The sequence below is a fragment of the Actinospineispora eucalypti genome, assembly GCF_039543365.1.
Lineage (GTDB): Bacteria > Actinomycetota > Actinomycetes > Mycobacteriales > Pseudonocardiaceae > Pseudonocardia > Pseudonocardia eucalypti.
In genome coordinates this window covers 144,812-164,690 of the sequence record NZ_BAABJP010000004.1, presented here as the reverse complement: position 1 = coordinate 164,690, position 19,879 = coordinate 144,812, and the positions used below count along the sequence as shown (strand labels likewise).

The following is a 19,879-nucleotide window of genomic DNA, read 5'->3' as shown; positions in this document are numbered from 1 at the left end:
GGCTTGACAGCACTGGTGGGCTAACTCACTATCTAGTACGTAACTAGTTGGTACATTGCCGGCCGGCCGGGGCGTGGTCTGAGCACAGTGCAAAGGAGCACCAGGTGACGGAACGAGACGTCCTCGCGGAAGGCAAGCCGGGCAAGGCGGCGCTCGCGGCCTGGATCGGCAGCGCGCTCGAGTACTACGACTTCTTCATCTACGGGACCGCCGCCGCGCTGGTCTTCAACAAGATCTTCTTTCCCGGTTCGGAGCCGGCGGCGGGGACCTTGCTCGCCCTGGCGACCTTCGGCGTCGGCTACCTGGCCCGCCCGGTCGGCGCGTTCCTGCTGGGCCACATCGGTGACCGGTTCGGGCGCAAGCGGGTGCTGGTCGCGACCATCCTGCTGATGGGCCTGTCCACGTTCCTGATCGGCTGCCTCCCGGGCTACGGCCAGATCGGCGTCGCGGCGCCGGTGCTGCTGGTCGCGCTGCGGTTGCTCCAGGGCCTGTCCGCGGCGGGCGAACAGGCGGGGGCCAACTCGATGAGCCTGGAGCACGCGCCCGCGCACCGGCGGGCCTACTACACGAGCTTCACCCTGAGCGGCACCCAGTGCGGGCAGATCCTGGCCACGGCGGTGTTCCTGCCGGTCGCGGCCCTGCCCCAGGACGCCCTGCTGAGCTGGGGTTGGCGCCTCCCGTTCTGGCTCAGCGCGCTGGTGGTCGTGGCCGGGCTGGTGATCCGGCGGAACCTGGACGAGACGCCCGTCTTCGAACGGGAGAAGGACCGGGCCGAGGTTGACCGGCTGCCCCTGGTGACGCTGTTCCGCGAGCACAGCGGCGACGTCGCCAGGGTGGTCGCCGCCGCGACGATCGCCACGGTCAGCACGATCTTCACCGTCTACGCCCTGTCCTACGCGGTGAACACCGTGGGGCTGTCCCGCACCGCGATGCTCTGGGTCGGCGTGCTGGCCAACGTCGTCGCGCTCGCCGCGTTGCCGGCGTTCGGCGCGCTGGCCGACCGCGTCGGGCGCAAACCGGTGTTCATCGGCGGGTCGCTCGGGTGCGCCGTGCTCATGGTCGCCTACCTCTGGGCCATCTCGACGGGGAACTACCCGCTGATCTTCCTGACCGGGGTGCTGATGTTCGGCGTGGTGCACAGCGCCACCGGCGGCGTGTGGCCCGCCTTCTACGGCGAGCTGTTCCCGGCGCGGGTGCGCCTGTCCGGGATGGCGATCGGCACCCAGATCGGCTTCGCCGTGGCCGGGTTCGCGCCCTCGATTGCCGCCGCCCTGTCCGGCCCGGGCGGCGGCAACTGGATCGCGGTCGCGGGGTACGTGGCCGGGGTCTGCCTGGTCAACGTCCTCGCCGTGGCGACCGGGCGGGAGAACTACCGCACCCCCACCGAGGACCTCGGCACGCGGCCCGGGGCCCGTCGGCCGCAGGCCCCGACCCCCGCGCTGTGACCGCGACACCGGAGGAGTTCCAGGTGTACGCGATCCGGTACGCGTCCAGGGAGGGCAGGCGGGGCGAGCACTTCCACGGCTACGACGAGACCTGGGCGGACCCGCACCCGACCGCCTACTACGTCTGGCTCGCGGTGTCGCCCCGGCGGTGCGTGCTGGTCGACGCGGGCATGGACCCGGCGCGCGCCGCCACGCTCGCCGGCCTGGACTACCACTGCTCGCCGGTCGATGCGCTTGCCGAGCTGGGGGTCTCGCCGGGCGACGTGGACCACCTCGTGCTGACCCACCTGCACTACGACCACACCGGCACGGCCGCCGCGTTCCCCTCGGCCCGGTACGTCCTGCAACGGACCGAGATCGACTACTGGACCGGGCACTGGGCGAAGCGGATCAGGGCCGAACGGTGGCTGGTCTCCGAGGACGACCTCGGGCACCTGCTCGACCCGGGGGCCGGGCACCGCCTGCGCATCGTCGACGGCGACCACGACGTCGTGCCGGGCCTCAGCGTGCACCACGTCGGTGGGCACACGGCGGGAATGCAGGTGGTCCGCGTGCGCACGGCCCGGGGGTGGGTCGTACTCGCCTCGGACGCCAGCCACTTCTACGAGAACATCGAGCGGGACCGCCCGTTCGCCATCCTGAACAGCATCCCCGGCGCCTACGCCGCGTTCGACCGCATCACGGAGCTCGCCGACGGACCGGAGCTCGTGGTTGCCGGGCACGACCCACTGGTGCTGCGGCGCTTCGCCCCGGCATCCCGCACCCACGCCGGCGGGATCGCGCGAATAGCGTGAACCCACCTGGCCAGCCAATCCGCCGCGGCTCGGGTCCCGCTCGCCGCCCGGGCCCACGGCAAGCGGCTGTGTGCGTGGCGCCCTTCGTCACGCAGCGTCGCCAACCGCCGAGCCCGCGCGGGCAATTCCACGGCTGGACCTCATCGAGTGCGACACCATTCTGGTTCGATCTCGAAGAGACCAGACTCGTGTCGACCTCGAAGAACCGGGCGGGCCGAATCCGACCGCCACCGGTCACACCCCGTACAAAGCCGACGGCTCGGAACGTGGCGTGCTTGTCCGGGTGGGTGGCGAGCTCGATCACCCGCGAGCCCTCGATGCCGGAGGACGCCGAGACGATCACCGAGGGCGTCGCGTCGTCGATGCGCGCCGCGAGCTCCCGGGGCGCGAACCCGCCGAACACCACCGAGTGCACCGCGCCCAGTCGGGCGCAGGCGAGCATGGCGATCGCGGCCTCGGGGACCATCGGCAGGTAGATCACCACGCGGTCGCCGCGCCCGACCCCGAGCCCGGCGAGAACCCCGGCGAACCGGGCCACCTCGTCGCGCAGCCCGGCGTAGCTGTAGGTGCGCCGGATGCCGGTGACGGGGGAGTCGTAGACCAGGGCGGCCCGCTCGCCCCGGCCGGCCTCTACGTGGCGGTCCAGCGCGTTGTGGCACACGTTGAGCTCGGCATCGGGGAACCAGCGGTAGAACGGCGGCCGGGAGCCGTCCAGCGCCCGCGTGGGTGGCACCCCCAGTCGATCGCCTTCGCCGCGTCGAGCCAGAAGGTCTCCGGATCGTCCAGGCTCGCGCGGAAAACCTGTTCATAGATCGACCTTTGCCACATATTGTGCTAGTACGTACTAGTTACGTTCTAGCTAAAATGTAAACAGAGTGTGCACGACGCGACAAGGGGGCGCCCGCGGTTTGATGTTCCGCGGCGACATGGAGGTGACGGCATGGGCGGCCTGACCGAGGAGGGTGCGCTGTCCGGCGAGACGGCGGCCGAGATCGCGGTCTCGGTGGAGGGGGCGATCTCGGCCGGACGGCTGGCGCCCGGCGAGCGGCTGCCCACGGTGCGCGAGCTGGCCGCGCGGCTCGAGGTGAGCCCGGCCACGGTCAACGCCGCGTACCGGGCACTGCGCAACCGCGGCCTGGTCGCCGGGTCCGGCCGGGCCGGAACCCGGGTGGTCGAGAGCGGCGCGTCGGCCAGCCGCCGACTGGCCGCGCCGGTGGGGCCGGGCGTGCGCAACCTGGCCGACGGCAACCCCGATCCCGAGCTGCTGCCACCGCTGCGGCCGGCCTGCGCCCGGCTCACCGGAAAACACTGGCTCTACGGGGAAGGCGGCCGCCTGCCCGCGCTGCTGGACTGGTTCCGCCACAACTTCGAACGCGACGGCCTGGTCGCTGACCACCTGGCGGTCATCGGCGGCGCGATGGACGGCGCGGAGCGGGCGCTGCAGGCGCACCTGCGGCCCGGCGACGCCATCGTGGTGGAAGACCCGGGCTACGGGGGCGTGCTCGACCTCGTGCCGGCCCTGGGCCTGCGCCCGATCGCGGTGCCGGTGGACGCCGACGGCATGCGCCCCGACCTGCTGGGCCGAGCGCTCGAGCAGCGCCCCGATGCCTGCATCCTCACGCCGAGGGCGCACAACCCCACCGGTGCCGCGTTCACCGAGCGGCGAGCCGCCGAGCTGCTCGAGGTCCTGCGGGGCCATGACGACCTCCTGGTGCTGGAGGACGACCACGCGGGGGCCATCTCGGGGGCCGACCCGGTGACCGTGGTGGGGCGCGGAGACCTCCGGCGGTGGGCGGTCATCCGCTCGCTGACCAAGACCCTCGGCCCCGACATCCGGATCGGCGGCCTCAGCGGTGACCAGCTCACCGTGGACCGGGTGATCCGGCGGCAGCAGGTGGGCGCCGGCTGGGTCAGTCACGTCCTGCAGGAGCTGGCCGCGACCATCCTCACCGACCCCGCGACGCCGCCGCTGCTCGCGGCGGCGCGCGAGACCTACCGGGAGCGACGCCAGGCCCTGGCCGACGCCCTGCAACGCCACGGGATCCGCGTGTCCGGGCGTTCCGGCTTCAACGCCTGGATCCCCACCCCGGCCGAGGGGGCCGTCGCCCAGGCGCTGCTGGCCCGCGGCTGGGCGGTGCGCGCCGGCGAGTCGTTCCGCACGCACAGCCCGCCGGGCCTGCGGGTCACCTTCGCCAGCCTGTTGCCCGATGAGGCCGAGGACTTCGCCCGGGCGCTCCACGACATCCTGCACGGCGACGGCCGGAGCTACACGGCTTGAGCCACCCCTACCACAGCGCGGGCCGGGCCGGCGGTGCGTCCAGGGTGGGGAAGTGCGGGAGCACGCACTCGACGATCTCGGCGACCGCTTCGGCGGCCGGACGGCTGCCGTGCTGGACGCCGAGCGCGACGTGGTTGACGCCGTGGTCCTGCCATCGCCCGAGCTGCTCGATCAGGGCGTTGCGGCCGGTCCGCAGGACGAACCCGCCCCGCAACGGGGTCGGTGGATGGGCCGGGTCCTCGGCCAGGTCGATCCACTCATTGGTGATCACCGGTTTGAACTCGCCGCCGCGGATCTTGGATCGCCATCCGGCGATCTTCGCGCCCAGCTGGGCGGGGCCCTCGGCGGTGTGCGTAATGCCGGGGTAGACCAGCCAGCCGTCGCTGTGCTCGGCGATCCACTCCTCGCTCTGCCGGCTCGAGCCGGTGACGATCAGGGGGATGTCGCCGACCGTCGGCTTCGGCAGCAGGTCGGTCGTGCCGGTCAGGTGGGCCAGGGGGGAGCTCACCCTGGGGAAGCTCTCGGTGAGCAGCCGCCGCACCAGCGGCAGGCTCTCGGCGAACCGGCCGGCGCGCTGGTCGAACGGGATGCCGTAGGCGGGAAACTCCGATGCGCGGTCCCCGCTGGCCACGCCGAGCACCAGCCGCCCGCCGGAGAGCCGGTCGATCGAGGCGGCCTGCTTGGCGACGTCGATCGGATGCCGCAGCGTGGTGACGACGCTGCCCGAAGCCAGCGCGATCTGTTCGGTGTGGGCGCTCAGCCACGCGAGGTAGGTCCACGGGTCGTACACCTGCCCGACGTCACCGAACTGGCGGTCGTGCAGCGGTATGTCGCGCACCCACAGCCCCGCCAGGCCACCCCGGTCGGCCCGGCGGACGACGTCGCCCTGGCCACGCATCGCCTCCAGCTCCCCGGGGTACTGCCACAGCGGGAGGAACAGTCCCACCGTGAGCCGGCCCGGCGCGAACATGCGCCGGTAACCGGGATGGTGCGCGAACCGCCCCGCCCACTCCGGCTTCCCGGCGCCGTTCTCGAGTACCCCGGTCCCGGTGTTCTTCTGACTCATCACGCCTCCTGGATCGATCGTTCCATCTAGATCTATCAGATGGAGCGTTCGGTCCAATGGGTCGGAACGGCTGGACGTGCGCGGAATCACGCACTAATATTCTAGCACGTAACTATTACGTACTAGTACAAAGAGGTGCTCGATGACCGAGGCTCACGCCCCTGAAGCCCCCGCACGGGGACTCGGTGCCAACGGGTTCGTCCCGCATCCGCTCACCCCGCTGGGCGGGGCGGAGATCGTGGCGGCGGCCCGGGCGGTCCGCTCCTGGCCCGCGTGCCCGCCCGGCCTGCGCTTCGCCGTGATCGCCCTGCACGAGCCGGCGAAGGACGAGCTGCGCGCCGCCGAGCGGAACCCGCGACCCATCGAGCGCCGCGCCGAGGTCATCGGGTATCTGCCGGCCAGCGGGGAAACCGTCGAAGCCGTGGTCTCGCTCGACCGGGATGCGGTGCTCTCCTGGCGGACGCGCGACGACGTGCAGCCGCTCATGCTGGGTGAGGAGTTCGTGGCGTGCGAGGCACTGCTGCGCGCCGACCCGCGTTGGCGCGAGGCCATGCGTCGCCGAGGGGTGACCGACTTCTCGCTCCCGATGATCGACCCGTGGGCCGCCGGGCACACCGGTCCAGAGGACGACCCGGGCCGGCGGCGGATCGCCCGCCCGGTGACCTTTATCCGGACCGATCCCGAGGACAACGGCTACGCCCGCCCCGCCGAAGGTCTGGTCTGCGTCGTGGACCTCGACCGGCGCGAGGTCGTCGAAGTCGTCGACCACGGGCCGGCGCTCGTGCCGCCCCGCCCCGGGAACTACCGGCCCGAGCTCGCCCGGGACCCGGCGAACTGGCCCCACGTCGCCGAACCGCGCACCGGCCTCAAGCCCGTGTCGATCAGCCAACCGGAAGGGCCGAGCTTCACCGTCGACGGCCACCACGTCCGGTGGCAGAACTGGGACTTCCGCATCGGGTTCACGCCGCGCGAGGGCCTGGTGCTGCACCGGGTCGCCTACCACGACCGGGGACGCCGCCGCATGATCCTGCACCGCGCCTCACTCGCCGAGATGTACGTCCCCTACGCCGATCCGGCGCCGATGCACGCCAACAAGAACGTCTTCGACGAGGGGGAGTACGGGCTGGGGTTCCTGGCCAACTCGCTGCGCCTGGGCTGTGACTGCGTCGGCCACATCCAGTACCTGGACGCCGTCGTGCACGACCAGGACGGCAACCCGGTCGACATCCCGAACGCGATCTGCCTGCACGAGGAAGACGCCGGTATCGGCTGGAAACACACCGACTTCCGCACCGGCCACGCCGAAGTCCGGCGGTCCCGGCGGCTGGTCGTGTCGTTCTTCGCCACCGCCGGGAACTACGACTACGGCTTCTACTGGTACCTCTACCAGGACGCGAGCATCGAGTTCGAGGTCAAGCTGACCGGCATCATCTCCACCGGCGCCATCGAGGACGGGCAGACCCCCGGCCACGGCGGCCTGGTCGCCCCCAACCTGTACGGCCCGCACCACCAGCACTACTTCTGCACGCGGCTGGACGTCGAGGTCGACGGGGACGGGAATTCGGTCGTCGAGCACAATGCCGTCGCCCTGCCCGCCGGCCCCGACAACCCGACCGGCAACGCCTGGCTCGACCAGGCCGAGGTGCTGACCACGGAGGCCCGGGCGCAACGGGTGGTGAACACCGCGAGCGGCCGTAGCTGGACCGTCACCAACCCGAACGTGCTCAACGCGCTCGGCGGGCCGGTCGGTTACAAACTGGTCCCCGGCGAGAACGTGCTGCCGCCCCAGGGGCCGGACTCCCAGGTGGGCCGGCGAGGCGGCTTCGCCTACAAGCACCTGTGGGTCACCGCCTACGACCCCGACGAGCGGTACGCCGCCGGCGACTATCCGGCGCAGAACCCCGGCGGCAACGGCCTGCCCGCGTACGCCGGCAAGGACCGGGCCACGGAGAACACCGACGTCGTGGTTTGGTACAACTTCGGCTCCCACCACGTGGTCCGCCCGGAGGACTGGCCGGTCACCCCGGTGCTCCGGCTCGGGTTCCACCTCAAGCCCAGCGGCTTCTTCGCCGGCAACCCCGCCCTGGACGTGCCGAGGGAGGGGGAGTAGGCGCCGCGCGGGCGGGTCGCCGAGATCCCCGACGACGGGCTCACCACCCGAGAACGCCGCAATCGCCCGCTCGTGGTCGTGCACACCGGCGAGATGAAGGGCAAGTCCACCGCCGCATTTCGGCCTCGCGCTGCGCGGCTGGGCGCAGGGCTGGTCGATCGGGGTGTTCCAGTTCGTCAAGTCGGCAAGGTGCATCGAGGACCAAAAAGGCATCGAATGGTAATTCCATTCGGTTCCGCGACACATTTCGAGAATCCATGCAGTGGGACACCTGTATCAAAACCTGGAGACCTCAATGAGCGTGAGCCAGCAGTCCGCCCCTCCGTTACGGGCCGGTGAGATCCGCCGAATTGCCGGGTTGAGCCTGGTCGGCGCCAGCGTCGAGTGGTTCGACTTCTTCCTCTTCGGCACCGCGGCCGCCCTGGTCTTTCCCCGCCTGTTCTTCCCGGCCGGCGACGAGTTCATCGCGTTGCTGTCCTCGTTCGCGGTGCTCGGCGTCGGGTTCCTGGCCCGCCCGATCGGCGGAATCGTCTGGGGTCACCTCGGCGACCGGGTCGGCCGCAAACGCGCCTTCGTCGCGGCCCTGCTCACGATGGCGGCGGCCAGCGTGCTGATCGGCGTGCTGCCCACCTACGGGCAGATCGGTGTGGCCGCGCCGCTGCTGCTCACCCTGCTCCGCTTCACCCAGGGGCTGGCCGTGGGCGGGCAGTGGGGCGGCGCGGTGCTGCTCGCCACCGAGCACGCGCCCAGCTCGCGGCGCGGCTTCTACGGCAGCTTCGCCCAGATCGGTGTGCCGATGGGGGTGCTGCTCGGCGTGGTCGCGTTCTTCCTGGTCGGCACCACGATGAACCCCGCCTCGTTCGACAGCTACGGCTGGCGCGTGCCCTTCCTGGCCAGTGCCGGGCTGGTCGCCGTGGCGCTCTACGCCAGGAACACCCTGGACGACACCCCCGCGTTCCAGCGGCTGCAACGCCTGGCCGCCGCCGACGCCACTGCGCGGCGCTCGCCCGTTCTGGAGGTGTTGCGCCGGCACTGGCGCCGGGTCGTCCTCGCCGGCGGCGCCTTCACCGTGGTGAACGCGACGTTCTACATCTACATCACCTACATGCTGTCCTACGGCACCACCACCGTCGGGCTCAGCCGAGGCGCCATGCTGCTCGCGCTGGCGGTCGCCGCGCTGGCGCAGATCCCGGCGCTGGCCGGGTTCGCGGCCCTCTCCGACCGGATCGGCCGGCGCCCGGTCTACCTCGCCGGCACCGTCGGCACCGCCCTCTGGGCGTTCCCGCTGTTCTGGCTGGCCGACTCGGGCAGCACCGCCGCCATGGCCGTCGCCCTGGTGGTCGGGCAGTGCATCCTGGCCATGATGTACGGCCCGCTCGCGGCGTTCTTCGCCGAGCTCTTCGGCGCCGAGATCCGCTACAGCGGCGCTTCCCTCGGCTACCAGCTCGGCGCGCTGGTCGGCGGGGCGATCTCGCCGCTGGTGTGAGTCGCGCTCCAGCAGGCCAGCGGGAGCACGCTGGCCATCTCCGGCTACATCGTCGTGCTTTCGGCCATCGCGTTCGTCTGCACGGCCCTGTTGGACGAGACCCGCGCGGCCGAGCTGGGATAGCCGCCTTGCGCGGCCCCAAACCCTCTGGCTCTATTGAGCTAGCACAGAATAAAGTATGTACTAGAACAAAATGGAGGCAATGATGTCGGCTCGGACTGACCTGGGCTACGACCCCGACCGGCTGTGCGCGGAGTTCCTGGCGCCGTGGAACGACCACGACGTCGAGGCGGCGATCGCCACGTTCAGCGGGGACGGGTTCTGGGAGTTCACCGTGGGCTCGGAACCGTGGGGCCGCACCTACACCGGTCGGGAGGCCCTCCGCGAGGCGATCGGCGCGGTGTTCACCGCGATCCCGGACATCCACTACGAGGTGGTGCGCTACCACGCGGCGCCGACGCACCTGACCATGGAGGTCCTGGTCACCGGGACCAACGGCGAGGGCAAGAAGCTCAACTACCAGGCCTGCGACATCCTCAGCCTGGACGCCGGCAAGGTCACCGGCAAGCGCTCCTACCGCAAGGTGGTGTCGTGACCGGCCACGAAGGCCCGGTCACCGGCGCGGTGCGCGCGTTCATCGAGTACCAGCGCCTGTGCTACGTGGCGACCGTCGGCCCGGACGGCGAGCCGAACCTCAGCCCCAAGGGGTCGCTGAAGGTCCTGTCCGAGCACGAACTGGCGTTCGCCGACATGGCCTCGCCTCGGACCGTGGCGAACCTGCGTACCAACCCGCGGCTGGAGATCAACCTGGTCGACCCCTTCCTGCGCCGGGGGTACCGGATCAAGGGCACCGGCCGGGTGGTCGACGACCCGGAGGTGCTCGCCGTCGTCGGCCAGGGGCTCGGGCACGACTACCCGGTCCGGGCGGCGGTGCGCATCGCGGTGACCGAGGTCCGCCCGGTCGACAGCCCGGTCTACCTGTTCACCGACACCCCGTCGGACCAGGTCCACGCCATGTGGCAGGACAACTACGGCTACCACCGGGACCCCGAGGGGCGGGAGGTCTGATGCGCCACGCTGTCGCCTTCCCGGCCGAGGTCCAGCTGAACATCACCCAGATGATCGACATCACCCGGCACGCCGAACGCGCCGGCCTCGACGGGGTGTGGGTCGCCGAAGGTCGCGGCGGTGAGGCCTTCGCGACCCTGGCCGCGCTGCTGATGAGCACGTCCCGGATCCGGGTGGGCGCGGGCATCCTGCCGGTGTTCAACCGCAGCCCCTGGCTGGTCGCGATGGGCGCCAACGTGCTCGAGGAACTGGGCGCCGACCGGTTCCTGCTCGGCCTCGGGCCGGGCCACCGGGCCGTGGTGCGGGACCGCCACGGGTTGACCTACGAGCGGCCGCTGGCCCGCATCGAGGAGACCATCGACATCGTGCGCGCCGCACTGGCCGGCGATGTGGTCAACTACAGCGGCACCGTGTTCAACCTGCGGGGAGCCCAGCTCAGCCATCCCGCGCCGGACAGCAGGGTGCCGATCTACCTGGCCGCGACCGGGCCACAGGCCCTCCGGCTGGCCGGACGGGCCGCCGACGGGGTGATCCTCATCCTCGCCTCGAAGGCGATCATCCGATCCGCGTTGAGCGAGGTCCACGCGGCCGCCGTCGAGGCCGGCCGGCAGCCTTCCGCGATCGCCGCCTCGACCTACGTGTTCACCTGTGTGCACGACGACCGCGAGCGCGCCCGGGACGCGTCCCGCGAGACGCTCATCTACTACGGCCGGCTCAACACCTATCGGAAGATCTTCAGCACCGCCGGGTTCGAACGGGAGGCGCACGCACTCGAGCGGGCCTGGCAGGCCGGCACACCCGAGGCGGCCGCGCCGGCCATCGGCGACGCCATGATCGACGCCTTCACCGCGTCGGGGAACGCCGGCGACATCGCCGACGCCCTGCTGCGGCTGTGCGACAGTGGCCTTACCGAGCTCACCGCCTATCCCTATCCGGCGATCGGGCAGTCGGCCACCGAGGCGTTCGAAGCCACCGTGGACGCGGTCGCGCGCGCCGCGAAGGCGACGACCACACCGGCGACCACACCGACGGCCACGTCGAAGGAGGAACCAGCCCATGCTCGAAATGCGCCCCAACTGTGAACGCTGCGACCGAGACCTGCCCGCCGACCAGGGCGGCGCGATGATCTGCAGCTTCGAGTGCACCTTCTGTGACCAGTGCGTCGCCCAGGAGCTGCGCGGAGTCTGCCCCAACTGCGGGGGTTCGTTCACCCACCGCCCGTCCCGACCCACCGCGCTCCTGGACAAGTACCCGGCCTCGACGAAGCGGGTACTGGCCGCCGGCTCCGGGTGAGGCGGCCGGCCCGGGAGCCGGTGCGGACAGCCCGGCAGCTCGCGGACATCCGCGAGTGCGTGATCGCCGGGGCGCTGCCTCGGGCCAGGGCGCGGCCGGTCGTGTTCGAGTCCTGGCGCCGCTCGCTGGCCGCCCGGGTCGATCCCGAACGCGGTGACGGCCCGCCCATCGCCTTCGACCGCCAACAGACGGCGGAGATCCGCGCGGGGCACCCGTTGGCGGCGACTCTGCCGCTGCTGCGCGAGACGCTGCTGGCCGACGACGCGGTCCACATGATGATCGTTACCGACGAGGGCGGGCACATCCTCTGGCGCGAGGGGCACCACACCCTGCTGCGACCGGCCGAAGACGTCGGCCTCACCGAGGGCACCCGCTGGTCCGAGGACGCGATCGGCACCAACGCGATGGGCACCGCGCTGGCCGAGGGCGCATCGGTGCGGATCCACTCCGCCGAACACCTGGTCCGCCGCTACGACGCCTGGACCTGCGCCGCCGCCCCGGTGCACGACCCGGACACCGGGCGGATCATCGGCGTCGTCGACCTGACCGGCCCCGCGCGAGGGTTCCACCCCTCGACCATGGCCCTGGTCGGCGCCGCGGCAAAGCTCGCCGAGGGGTTCCTGCGGGATCAGCTGCGGGCCCGCGGTGCCCTGATTGCCCCGGTTCTGGGGGCGCCGGTGGCCAGCCGGGCAGCCCCGCCCGACCATCTCGTGCTGCGGTTTCTCGGCCGGCCGCCGGTCGCGGGGCTCGACGGGCGTCTGATCCGCCTCAGCGCGCGGCACGCCGACATGCTCACGCTGCTGGCCCTGCGCCCGGCCGGCGTGAGCGCCGAGCAACTGGCCACCGAGGTGTACGGCGAGCGGGGCAACCCGGTCACCGCGCGGGCCGAGATCCACCGCCTGCGCACGCGTCTCGGCCCGTCGGTGCTCGGCTCCGGGCCGTACCGGCTGTCCGCCCCGCTGGACGCGGACTTCCTGCGCGTGCGCGACGAGCTGCGCGCGGGCCGGGTCCGGCGGGCCGTCGCGGCCTACACCGGCGAGCTGCTACCGGGTTCCGAGGCGCCGGCGGTGGTCGAGGAGCGGGAACTGCTCGCCGCGACCGTGCGCCGCGCCGTCCTGGACGCCGGTGACGTGGAAGCCATGTGGCTGCTGGCCGAGACCCGCGCCGGCGCGGACGACCTCGAGCTGGCCGAGCGGCTGGCCCACGCGCTGCCCATCGCCGACCCCCGGCACGCCGGCATGGCCGCCCGGGCCGCCCACCTGGCCCGGTCCTGAGCCGGGGCTACCGGGAGAGCCGGTCCGGTGAGGTGAGCTGGATGGCCTCCGCCATGGCCCGGCCCAGGCGGGTGATGTCCGAGGGGCCGGTACGCCAGCTGATGACGCAGGCCCGCAGCGCGGGCCGGCCACAGAACCGCACGGGGCTCACCCACGCCGCTCCGGAGGCGTTGATGCGCGCGGCGACGTCGCAGTGCCAGCGCCAGGACTCCTCGGCGTCGTCGGGGGCGTCGGGGTGCGTCGCGCAGGCAACCGGTAGCGGGGTGTCGTTGATGACCCGGAATCCGGCCCGGGTCACCTCCGCGTGCAGCAACCGGCCGAGTTCGGTGTCGCGCTCGATCTGGGCGCCGTAGCCGGCGACGCCGTGGGCGAGCAGGCTCAGCCAGAGTTTCAGGCCGGCGAAACGGCGCGACCACTGGTTGGTCGTGGTGTAGGGGTCGGCGGTGTCATCGACCCGAGCCGGCATGTACGAGGTGGACACGCTGAACGTCGAGCCCAGCTCCGCGCGGTCCCGGGTGAGGAACATCCCGGCGCCCATCGGGACCGAAAGCCACTTGTGCGCGTCCACGGTGACCGTGTCGGCGCGCTCGATGCCGTCCAGCACGGGGCGCAGGCGGTCCGAGAGGCAGGCCGCGCCGGCCCATGCCGCGTCCACGTGAACGCGCAGGCCGGCCGCCCGGGCGACGTCGGTGATCCGCGGCAGAGGGTCGATCACGCCGGCGCCGGTGGTGCCGGCGGTGGCCACCACGAGGAAGGGCGCCCTTCCACTCCGCCGGTCCTCCGCGACGGCGGCCTCGAGCACGGCCGGGTCCAGCCGGCCCCGGTCGTCGGCCGGGACCAGGCGACACGCCTCGCGTCCCAGCCCGGTGGCGTGGGCGATCTTGAGCCAGGCCAGGTGCGACTCCGTGCTCGCATAGAACACCGGCGCGGCATCGACCGCCCGCAGGCCGTGGGTCGCGTACGAGGGGAACGCCTGGGTGAGCGCGGTCAGCACGGCGGTCAGGTTGGCCTCGGCGCCGCCGCTGGTCAGGTGACCGCCGGCGGTGCCAGGCAGGCCCAGCCGGGCGGCCAACAGGTCGACGCAGCGTTGCTCCGCCTCGACCGCGAACGGCGCGTGGCTCCAGGCCGCGAGCTGGGGATTCACCGCCGCCGCGATGAGCTCGCCGGCCACCCCGGCCCAGGTCGGAGTGGGGTTGAACAGCCCGAAGTAGCCCGGGTGGTCGGTGTGCACGGTCCAGCGGTCCAGCGCCGCGAGCAGGTCGGGCACCACATCCTCGATGTCGTGCGCCTGGTCGAGCGGGTACCGGTCGAGCCAGCCGCGGATCTCGGTCGCGTCGGCGTCGACGGGCGTGACGCCGTGCTCGGGCCGAATCCGCCAGGCGTCGACCAGCTGGTCCACGACGCCGTGCAGCATCCTCCGCGCGGATTCGCCGTCCCGCATCAGCCACTGCCCTTCAAGCGTGAGTCGCGATTGTGCTAGCACAAAATAATTATGTGCTGGAATGAAAGGAACCCTAGGCGGAGGCGTGGCTTGCCGCAAGCTCCGAGGACACCAGCCGGGCGAGGTAGCGGCCGGTGGTGTGCAGCGGCGACGGATCGGCGGTCACCCGGCTCAGCAGCTCGGCCCCCTCGAGCGCGGAGAGCACCGTGCAGGCCAAATCGGCCGCCGCCGGGCCGTCCAGGCCGGCCGATTGCAGGCGCCCGGCAATGATCTCCTGCCATTCCAGGAGGATCCGGGCTGAGGTCGTCCGGAGCAGGGGAGCGTCGCTCACGCTCTCCAGGGCGGTCACCGCCACCGGGCAGCCGTCGGTCCAGTGGGTCGAGGCAAGGTCCGTGGCCAGGTCGTTCGCGCAGGCGGCGATCGCGTCCGGGGTGCGCTCCTCGCTGGCCAGTGCCGTGCGCAGCAGGGCGGCGAAGCGCTCTCCGGCGTAGGCCAGCGCGCTGGCCGCGAGCTCCTCCTTGCCGCCCGGGAAGTGGTGATAGAGCGAGCTCGTGGTGACGTCGGCCGCGCGCACGATCTCCTTGACCGCCGTCGCCTGGTATCCCCGTCGCTCGAGGAGCGCGGCGGTCTCCCGGACCAGGCGCTCCCGGGTGGGCGAGGTCCGCCTGGGCGTGGTCGCCGGCTCGGAGTGTTCACTCACCGTCGCCAGCCTACTGGATCGATCGTTCCATCCGTGGTTCGGCGGGATCGTGGGGGATCAGCCTTGGCGGTCGCGGCTCTTCGCCACGGTGAGCAGCACCGCGGCGGGTTCGAGTGCTTCCAGGCTGTGCGGCGCCTGGGGGACGATGAGCAGGTCACCCTGGCGGCCGTCCCAGGACTCCTCTCCGGAGCTGAGCCGCACCCTCCCGCGCAGCACGTGCAGGGTCGCCTCGCCCGGGTTGTCGTGCTCGGCGAGCTGGCTGCCGGCGTCGAGCGCGATGAGGGTCTGTCTCAGCATGTGCTCGTGGCCCCCGAACACGGTGCGCGCGCCTCGGTGGCTCGAGCTGTTCTTGGCGACCTCGAGCTGCTCGCGCGCGAGCGCGTCCAGAGAGAGTTTCCGCATGTTCCGATCACTCCTCGCCGATGTCCGAAAACGTGGGATGCGCGTCCTTGCTGCCTTCCAGGTATCCGCAGCAGGCTCGTCCTATGCCTGACCAATCTTCCATCACGCTGGACATTCCCGATACCGAGCTCTGCCGCGAGGCGTGGCGGTACGCGCAGACGATCGAGGCCACGGCGCTGGCCAACCACAGCATTCGGGCCTTCTACTTCGCCCGGGCGACCGGCGAGGCGTCGGGGCTCAAGGCGGGAGCCGACTACGACGAGGAACTGCTGTTCGTCGGTTCCGTCCTGCACGACCTCGGGCTGACCGAAGAAGGCAACGGCGCCGACCGCTTCGAGGTTGACGGGGCCGACCTCGCGGTCCGGTTCCTGCGGGAGCACGGCATGAGCAGCGACCGGATCGAGGTCGTGTGGGACGCCATCGCTCTGCACACCACCCCGGGCATCCCGAACCGCAAACGCCCGGAGATCGGACTGCTGCAGGCCGGCACGTTCATCGACGTCTTCGGCCAGCGGACCGACGAGCTGGCCCCCGGCCTGGCCGAGGCCGTACACGCCGTCTATCCCCGTTTGGGAATCGAACAGGCCATCGCCGAAACGATCATCGACCAGGCGGTCGCCAGGCCCAGCAAGGCCGTGCCGGGGACATTCCCCGCCGACCTCGTCCACCGGATGCGGCCCTCCGCCGGCCTGCCCAGCTGGGACGACATGTTCGCCACGTCCGCCTGGCAGGGCATCGCCTGAGGGAGCACCTTCAAACTCCGGCTCACTCCATTGCGAGCCGTGCCGGCCCTGGTCGCCGAGCGGCAGCCCAGTCCCCACACCATGATCGGAAGGTGACTGCGCTGCCGCTCGGCTCCTGTCGCCGGCACGGGGCCGGCGGTGGCTCAGACGGCGCGGACGGCGGTGGCCTGCGGTCCCTTGGCGCCCTGGCCGATGGTGAACTCGACGCGCTGTCCCTCATCGAGGCTGCGGAAGCCGGCGCCGTCGATCTCCGAGTAGTGCACGAAGACGTCCGGTCCGTCGCCGTCCTGGGCGATGAAGCCGAAGCCCTTTTCGCCGTTGAACCACTTCACGGTTCCCTGTGCCATGTGGTCTGCTCCTAGCAGGTTGGTGGGCCTCACCCTGTGTGGGGCCCGGCCGAGCCTGGTAACGCTGACCGGCAAATGGGATGCGGCGCGGGATCCAGACTGTTCCCGCGAACGTGCACTGCACACGCACCGAAACTGAACGACCTGCCACCAATTGTACGGATCACGCTCTAGCGCCGGCGTTTGGCCGCGTGAGCGTCGAGCCCGAGCATCGCCAGCAGCTCGATGCAGTCGTCGATGCCGCTGGCGTGGGACGCGATGACCTGCGCGGCTTTGTCGTTCTGGATCGCGAGATTGTGCTCATGGACGGCTTGTGCCCGGGCGTGGCGGGTATCTTCGTTCGGCGTCTTCTGCACGTTGAGAGGTCGGTGCGCCATGCTGATCAGCGGTCCTGCTCATGGCGAGGCGGGGAGTTGTCCGGCATGGCTCTCCTAGCGAGACCGTCACTGCCGTGCGGCTCGCGATGATGGGGGTTCGGCCGTCGCTGGTCGACCCGGATCCTGCCGGTCCCTCCGAAGTCCGAGTGCGACATCGGGGCCGCTGGAGCGGCGCCGGACGGTCGCGGTCCAACACTACGTGGCGGCATGCCGAGGCGCGGCGCCGACCTGGAAAGCCGCGGGGCTGGCTTCCAGTCCCAGGTATCAGCTGTCTCGGTCTGCTACTGGGTGAGCTGTTCGTGGGACGCGTGTCCGGCGAGTAGGTCCAGCAGTGGACCGACCAGGTGGCCGTCCTGGGCGGGATGGCGGAACGGGCGAGTTTCGTCGACCGTGTAGCTGTTGCGCCGTCCGACCCGGGTGTGGGTCACGTAGCCGGCGGCTTCCAGGTCGGCCACGATCGCCTGCACGGTTCTCTCGGTCACCCCGATCACCGCGGCGAGGTCGCGCATCCGCGCGTCCGGGTCCTGCGCGATCGCCACCAGCGTGCGGCCGTGCGCGGTCAGCAAGGTCCAGTTTCCCTGTTGCTCACCCGCGGACATGCTCCGTGAGCTTAGACCCGCGAGTTCATACGCGCGAGTCGAAGCACACGATCCCTCATACACGTAATAATTTGCGTGTAATTCTTGACGTGTAACGGTGGCCTCCTTACGCTGCTGGTAACCGGTCGCGAGGCGCCGGGTCAGCGTGTTTCGGCCGAGTCGGGGGTGTTGCGGTGGACCAGGGCCTGGTGTCGCCGGACTGGGCGCCACTCAAGCGGCTGCTGCATACGATCTTGGTGCGGATCCATGCCGCGATGGGTGATCCGCCGCCGGTATCGCTGTCGGTGAGCACATTGTCGGAGCACGGCGTGCTGCGGTTGATCACCCTCGGCGACGGGGCCGGACTCGTCGAGGCCCAGGCCGAACGGCTCGGGGGGCCGGTCCCCGATGCCATCACCACGGGCCTGCCGATCGTGGTCGCCGACCTTTGGTCGGATCCGCGCTGGCCGGGGTTGACCCGCGAGGCGGTGACCGCGCTGTTGCCTGAGCAGGCCGGGGCGTGGGCGCGGATCCAGGGCATGGCGGTTCTCCCGGTCGGGCACCTGGAGCAGAGCACCATCCTGCTGTCCTGCACGCTGCCAAGCCCGCCGACGAACACACCCTGGACGTGCTCGACCGCTACAAGCAGCTGGTCGAGGCGGCGATCGCGGTCACCAACGCCACCGCCGCCGACGGTCCCGAACACGTGCTGCGGCTGCTCACCAGCCGGGCGATCATCGAACAGGCCAAGGGCGCGATCGTCGCCGCCACCGGCCTCGGGAGTACCGAGGCCTGGCGGATGCTGCGCGAGACCAGCCAGAACCACAACGTCAAGCTGCGCGCACTCGCGGTCGCCCTGGTCGAGTACCTCGGCAACGAACCGGTCGAACAACCCTCCGGGCTGCCCGCCCCCGCCGGCGACTACCGCGCCGCCGAGGTCGCGCGGGCAATGTGGCAGCGGCTGGCGACCCGCGACCGGCCGAGAGCCACCGTTTGAGCCCACCGCACCATCCGCACGCCCGGCAGGAGAGAGATGACCATGGCCACCCCGGGGGATGCTCCGTCGGTCGATGCCACGGTCGCCGGGTTCATTGCCTGGCTGGCCCGCCGGCACCGCCAGACCGACGAGGAACGTGAGCGCTGCGTCAGTCACGTGGCGCGATTCCTGGACTGGCGCTCCGAGCAGCCGCCGCTGACCGTTCTCCGGTCGAGGCGCCGCGGCGGCGCTCGAACTCCCACGGGTCGTGGGCGCTGATGACGGTGACCTCGTCGCGGTGGTCGCGCACCAGCTCGCGCAGCCGGGCCTGGGTGCCGAGCCGCAGGTCGCGATGGACCTCCGAGCGGGCCTGGACGATGTCCAGCAGCGGATGCGCCTCCGGGTGGGTGTCCAGCTCACGGTGGTAGTAGTAGGCGTCGCCGCAGTGCAGCAGCCAGCGGCCGTCCCCGTGCACGGCGACCCCGGTGTGCCCGGCGGTGTGGCCACCCAGCGGGACCAGCCGGAACTCCGGCGGAAGGCCCCGGACCGGCAGCGAGGTGAAGCCGAACCAGTCCTCGCCGTCGTCGACGGGGTACGGCACCCAGCGCGGGTGGTGCGCCCAGTGGGCCGGCCGGTAGCGGTAGCTGGGCGCCTCGGCGACGGCCGCGTCGAGCTCGGCGGCCAGGACGTGGACCTGGGCATCCGGGAAGTCGGGCAGGCCGCCGCAGTGGTCGACGTCGAGGTGGGTGAGGAGGATGTGGCGCACGTCCTCGGTGGCGAATCCCAGCCGGGCGACCTGGCGCACGGCGGTCTCCTCCTCGGCCAGGACGGGCTGGGACAACGCGACCCAGTCCGCGCCGAGGGTGGCATGCGGGTCGCGCACGTCCCCGAGTCCGAGGCCGGTGTCGACCAGGACCAGTCCGTGGCCGTCGGTCTCGACCAGCAGGCAGTGGTTCACGGCGTGCGTCGGGGGCGGGCCGTCGTACGTGGCCTCGATCTGGCGGACCGAACCGCAGTTGAGGTGGTGAATGGTCATAGCGGCTAGCCTGGTACTTGAAGCGCGGTTCAAGTCAAGGAGCGATGGTGATCGGGGAACTGCTGGATATCGCCGAGGTGGCCGAACGGTCCGGGCTGGCACCGTCCGCGCTGCGGTTCTACGAGCGGCGCGGACTCATCGCTCCCGCCGGTCGCAACGGCCTGCGCCGCGCCTACGAGCCGGACGTTCTCGGGCGCCTGACGTTCATCGCCTGCGCCCGCGGCGCCGGGTTCACGATCGCCGAGATCGCCCGGTTCCTGCGGGCCACACCCGAGGACACGGAGCTGCGGGCCCGGCTGGCGACCAAGGCGCGCGAGCTCGAGGAGGACATCGCCCGGCTGACCCGGATGCACGCCAGCCTCCGGCACGCGGCCACCTGCACCCACGAACCGCTGGTGGACTGCCCCGACTTCAAGCGCGAGTTCGAACGCCCTTGACTCTCACCCGACTCGAAGGCCGAACCTC

At 71.5% G+C, this 19,879-nt stretch carries 21 protein-coding genes and 2 pseudogenes; 14 read left to right on the top strand and 9 right to left on the bottom strand.

The features are described 5' to 3' along the window. Nucleotides 1-104: 104 nt before the first annotated feature. Both ABEB12_RS05845 and ABEB12_RS05840 read left to right on the top strand, forming a co-directional pair. Nucleotides 105-1,445, top strand: coding sequence for an MFS transporter (locus tag ABEB12_RS05845; protein ID WP_185062739.1), 1,341 nt, complete (start codon nt 105-107; stop codon nt 1,443-1,445). Continuing rightward, nucleotides 1,442-2,239 (top strand): MBL fold metallo-hydrolase, encoded by a 798-nt coding sequence (locus ABEB12_RS05840; RefSeq protein ID WP_185062738.1) that lies wholly within the window; start codon nt 1,442-1,444, stop codon nt 2,237-2,239. Before ABEB12_RS05845 ends, ABEB12_RS05840 begins: the two co-directional genes overlap by 4 nt. 295 nt (nt 2,240-2,534) lie before the next feature. Here the strand turns inward: ABEB12_RS05840 and ABEB12_RS05835 are convergent. Then, nucleotides 2,535-3,067, bottom strand: a pseudogene (locus ABEB12_RS05835) (AMP-binding protein); the annotation flags it as partial. A gap of 112 nt (nt 3,068-3,179) precedes the next feature. On the opposite strand from ABEB12_RS05835, the gene ABEB12_RS05830 reads away from it, so the two are divergent. Further along, complete coding sequence (locus tag ABEB12_RS05830; RefSeq protein WP_221498217.1) at nt 3,180-4,517, top strand: aminotransferase class I/II-fold pyridoxal phosphate-dependent enzyme; 1,338 nt, start codon at nt 3,180-3,182, stop codon at nt 4,515-4,517. A 7-nt stretch (nt 4,518-4,524) separates the two neighbouring features. Here the strand turns inward: ABEB12_RS05830 and ABEB12_RS05825 are convergent, their stop codons facing one another. After that, entirely contained in the window at nt 4,525-5,583 is a 1,059-nt protein-coding gene (locus ABEB12_RS05825; RefSeq protein ID WP_185062737.1) for a TIGR03571 family LLM class oxidoreductase, read from the bottom strand. A 142-nt stretch (nt 5,584-5,725) separates the two neighbouring features. Between ABEB12_RS05825 and ABEB12_RS05820 the strand changes: the two genes are divergently transcribed. The 8 genes and pseudogenes from ABEB12_RS05820 (at nt 5,726) to ABEB12_RS05785 (ending at nt 12,814) form a co-directional block, all read left to right on the top strand. Continuing rightward, nucleotides 5,726-7,693, top strand: coding sequence for a primary-amine oxidase (locus ABEB12_RS05820; protein WP_185062736.1), 1,968 nt, complete (start codon nt 5,726-5,728; stop codon nt 7,691-7,693). Nucleotides 7,694-7,717: 24 nt separating this feature from the next. Beyond that, nucleotides 7,718-7,883 (top strand): annotated as a pseudogene (locus tag ABEB12_RS05815) (cob(I)yrinic acid a,c-diamide adenosyltransferase); the annotation flags it as partial. A 105-nt stretch (nt 7,884-7,988) separates the two neighbouring features. Continuing rightward, on the top strand, nt 7,989-9,179 hold the full coding sequence (locus tag ABEB12_RS05810) for an MFS transporter (RefSeq protein WP_221498216.1): 1,191 nt from the start codon (nt 7,989-7,991) through the stop codon (nt 9,177-9,179). Nucleotides 9,180-9,384: 205 nt separating this feature from the next. Beyond that, entirely contained in the window at nt 9,385-9,774 is a 390-nt protein-coding gene (locus tag ABEB12_RS05805; protein WP_185062735.1) for a nuclear transport factor 2 family protein, read from the top strand. Further along, nucleotides 9,771-10,247: a pyridoxamine 5'-phosphate oxidase family protein gene (locus ABEB12_RS05800; protein ID WP_185062734.1), complete on the top strand. Its 477-nt coding sequence runs from the start codon at nt 9,771-9,773 to the stop codon at nt 10,245-10,247. The genes ABEB12_RS05805 and ABEB12_RS05800 overlap by 4 nt, the downstream gene beginning before the upstream one ends. Next, on the top strand, nt 10,247-11,329 hold the full coding sequence (locus tag ABEB12_RS05795) for an LLM class flavin-dependent oxidoreductase (RefSeq protein WP_185062733.1): 1,083 nt from the start codon (nt 10,247-10,249) through the stop codon (nt 11,327-11,329). The genes ABEB12_RS05800 and ABEB12_RS05795 overlap by 1 nt, the downstream gene beginning before the upstream one ends. Further along, nucleotides 11,304-11,540 carry a DUF1272 domain-containing protein gene (locus tag ABEB12_RS05790; protein ID WP_185062732.1) on the top strand — a complete coding sequence of 79 codons (237 nt, stop codon included), beginning with the start codon at nt 11,304-11,306 and terminating at the stop codon, nt 11,538-11,540. The genes ABEB12_RS05795 and ABEB12_RS05790 overlap by 26 nt, the downstream gene beginning before the upstream one ends. 20 nt (nt 11,541-11,560) lie before the next feature. Continuing rightward, a complete protein-coding gene (locus tag ABEB12_RS05785) occupies nt 11,561-12,814 on the top strand; it encodes a GAF domain-containing protein (RefSeq protein WP_345702594.1) in 1,254 nt (417 codons plus the stop codon). A gap of 7 nt (nt 12,815-12,821) precedes the next feature. Here ABEB12_RS05785 and ABEB12_RS05780 read toward each other — a convergent pair whose 3' ends face one another. From ABEB12_RS05780 to ABEB12_RS05770, 3 genes are all read right to left on the bottom strand, one after another. Continuing rightward, nucleotides 12,822-14,255, bottom strand: coding sequence for an aminotransferase class V-fold PLP-dependent enzyme (locus tag ABEB12_RS05780; protein ID WP_185062730.1), 1,434 nt, complete (start codon nt 14,253-14,255; stop codon nt 12,822-12,824). Nucleotides 14,256-14,328: 73 nt separating this feature from the next. After that, nucleotides 14,329-14,955: an LmrA/YxaF family transcription factor gene (locus ABEB12_RS05775; RefSeq protein ID WP_185062729.1), complete on the bottom strand. Its 627-nt coding sequence runs from the start codon at nt 14,953-14,955 to the stop codon at nt 14,329-14,331. Between the two features lie 57 nt (nt 14,956-15,012). After that, a complete protein-coding gene (locus ABEB12_RS05770) occupies nt 15,013-15,357 on the bottom strand; it encodes a cupin domain-containing protein (RefSeq protein WP_185062728.1) in 345 nt (114 codons plus the stop codon). A gap of 83 nt (nt 15,358-15,440) precedes the next feature. On the opposite strand from ABEB12_RS05770, the gene ABEB12_RS05765 reads away from it, so the two are divergent. Beyond that, a complete protein-coding gene (locus ABEB12_RS05765) occupies nt 15,441-16,100 on the top strand; it encodes an HD domain-containing protein (protein ID WP_185062727.1) in 660 nt (219 codons plus the stop codon). Nucleotides 16,101-16,243: 143 nt separating this feature from the next. Here ABEB12_RS05765 and ABEB12_RS05760 read toward each other — a convergent pair whose 3' ends face one another. The 3 genes from ABEB12_RS05760 to ABEB12_RS05750 form a co-directional block, all read right to left on the bottom strand. Next, nucleotides 16,244-16,447, bottom strand: coding sequence for a cold shock domain-containing protein (locus tag ABEB12_RS05760; protein ID WP_185062726.1), 204 nt, complete (start codon nt 16,445-16,447; stop codon nt 16,244-16,246). 170 nt (nt 16,448-16,617) lie between these two features. Continuing rightward, nucleotides 16,618-16,803: a hypothetical protein gene (locus tag ABEB12_RS05755; RefSeq protein WP_185063149.1), complete on the bottom strand. Its 186-nt coding sequence runs from the start codon at nt 16,801-16,803 to the stop codon at nt 16,618-16,620. A gap of 302 nt (nt 16,804-17,105) precedes the next feature. Continuing rightward, nucleotides 17,106-17,423, bottom strand: coding sequence for a MarR family transcriptional regulator (locus ABEB12_RS05750; RefSeq protein ID WP_185062725.1), 318 nt, complete (start codon nt 17,421-17,423; stop codon nt 17,106-17,108). A 607-nt stretch (nt 17,424-18,030) separates the two neighbouring features. Between ABEB12_RS05750 and ABEB12_RS05745 the strand changes: the two genes are divergently transcribed. Continuing rightward, nucleotides 18,031-18,399 carry an ANTAR domain-containing protein gene (locus ABEB12_RS05745; protein ID WP_185062724.1) on the top strand — a complete coding sequence of 123 codons (369 nt, stop codon included), beginning with the start codon at nt 18,031-18,033 and terminating at the stop codon, nt 18,397-18,399. Nucleotides 18,400-18,547: 148 nt separating this feature from the next. Here the strand turns inward: ABEB12_RS05745 and ABEB12_RS05740 are convergent, their stop codons facing one another. Further along, nucleotides 18,548-19,414 carry an MBL fold metallo-hydrolase gene (locus tag ABEB12_RS05740; RefSeq protein WP_185062723.1) on the bottom strand — a complete coding sequence of 289 codons (867 nt, stop codon included), beginning with the start codon at nt 19,412-19,414 and terminating at the stop codon, nt 18,548-18,550. A 47-nt stretch (nt 19,415-19,461) separates the two neighbouring features. On the opposite strand from ABEB12_RS05740, the gene ABEB12_RS05735 reads away from it, so the two are divergent. After that, nucleotides 19,462-19,851 carry a MerR family transcriptional regulator gene (locus ABEB12_RS05735; RefSeq protein WP_345702593.1) on the top strand — a complete coding sequence of 130 codons (390 nt, stop codon included), beginning with the start codon at nt 19,462-19,464 and terminating at the stop codon, nt 19,849-19,851. Nucleotides 19,852-19,879 lie beyond the last annotated feature (28 nt).

Excerpts from the sequence above, each read along its gene's own strand:
- ABEB12_RS05830 (WP_221498217.1), top strand. The coding sequence starts at position 3,180 with ATGGGCGGCCTGACCGAGGAGGGTGCGCTGTCCGGCGAGACGGCGGCC.
- ABEB12_RS05825 (WP_185062737.1), bottom strand. The coding sequence starts at position 5,583 with ATGAGTCAGAAGAACACCGGGACCGGGGTACTCGAGAACGGCGCCGGG.
- ABEB12_RS05820 (WP_185062736.1), top strand. The coding sequence starts at position 5,726 with ATGACCGAGGCTCACGCCCCTGAAGCCCCCGCACGGGGACTCGGTGCC.
- ABEB12_RS05810 (WP_221498216.1), top strand. The coding sequence starts at position 7,989 with ATGAGCGTGAGCCAGCAGTCCGCCCCTCCGTTACGGGCCGGTGAGATC.
- ABEB12_RS05805 (WP_185062735.1), top strand. The coding sequence starts at position 9,385 with ATGTCGGCTCGGACTGACCTGGGCTACGACCCCGACCGGCTGTGCGCG.
- ABEB12_RS05795 (WP_185062733.1), top strand. The coding sequence starts at position 10,247 with ATGCGCCACGCTGTCGCCTTCCCGGCCGAGGTCCAGCTGAACATCACC.
- ABEB12_RS05790 (WP_185062732.1), top strand. The coding sequence starts at position 11,304 with ATGCTCGAAATGCGCCCCAACTGTGAACGCTGCGACCGAGACCTGCCC.
- ABEB12_RS05780 (WP_185062730.1), bottom strand. The coding sequence starts at position 14,255 with ATGCGGGACGGCGAATCCGCGCGGAGGATGCTGCACGGCGTCGTGGAC.
- ABEB12_RS05770 (WP_185062728.1), bottom strand. The coding sequence starts at position 15,357 with ATGCGGAAACTCTCTCTGGACGCGCTCGCGCGCGAGCAGCTCGAGGTC.
- ABEB12_RS05765 (WP_185062727.1), top strand. The coding sequence starts at position 15,441 with ATGCCTGACCAATCTTCCATCACGCTGGACATTCCCGATACCGAGCTC.
- ABEB12_RS05760 (WP_185062726.1), bottom strand. The coding sequence starts at position 16,447 with ATGGCACAGGGAACCGTGAAGTGGTTCAACGGCGAAAAGGGCTTCGGC.
- ABEB12_RS05750 (WP_185062725.1), bottom strand. The coding sequence starts at position 17,423 with ATGTCCGCGGGTGAGCAACAGGGAAACTGGACCTTGCTGACCGCGCAC.
- ABEB12_RS05740 (WP_185062723.1), bottom strand. The coding sequence starts at position 19,414 with ATGACCATTCACCACCTCAACTGCGGTTCGGTCCGCCAGATCGAGGCC.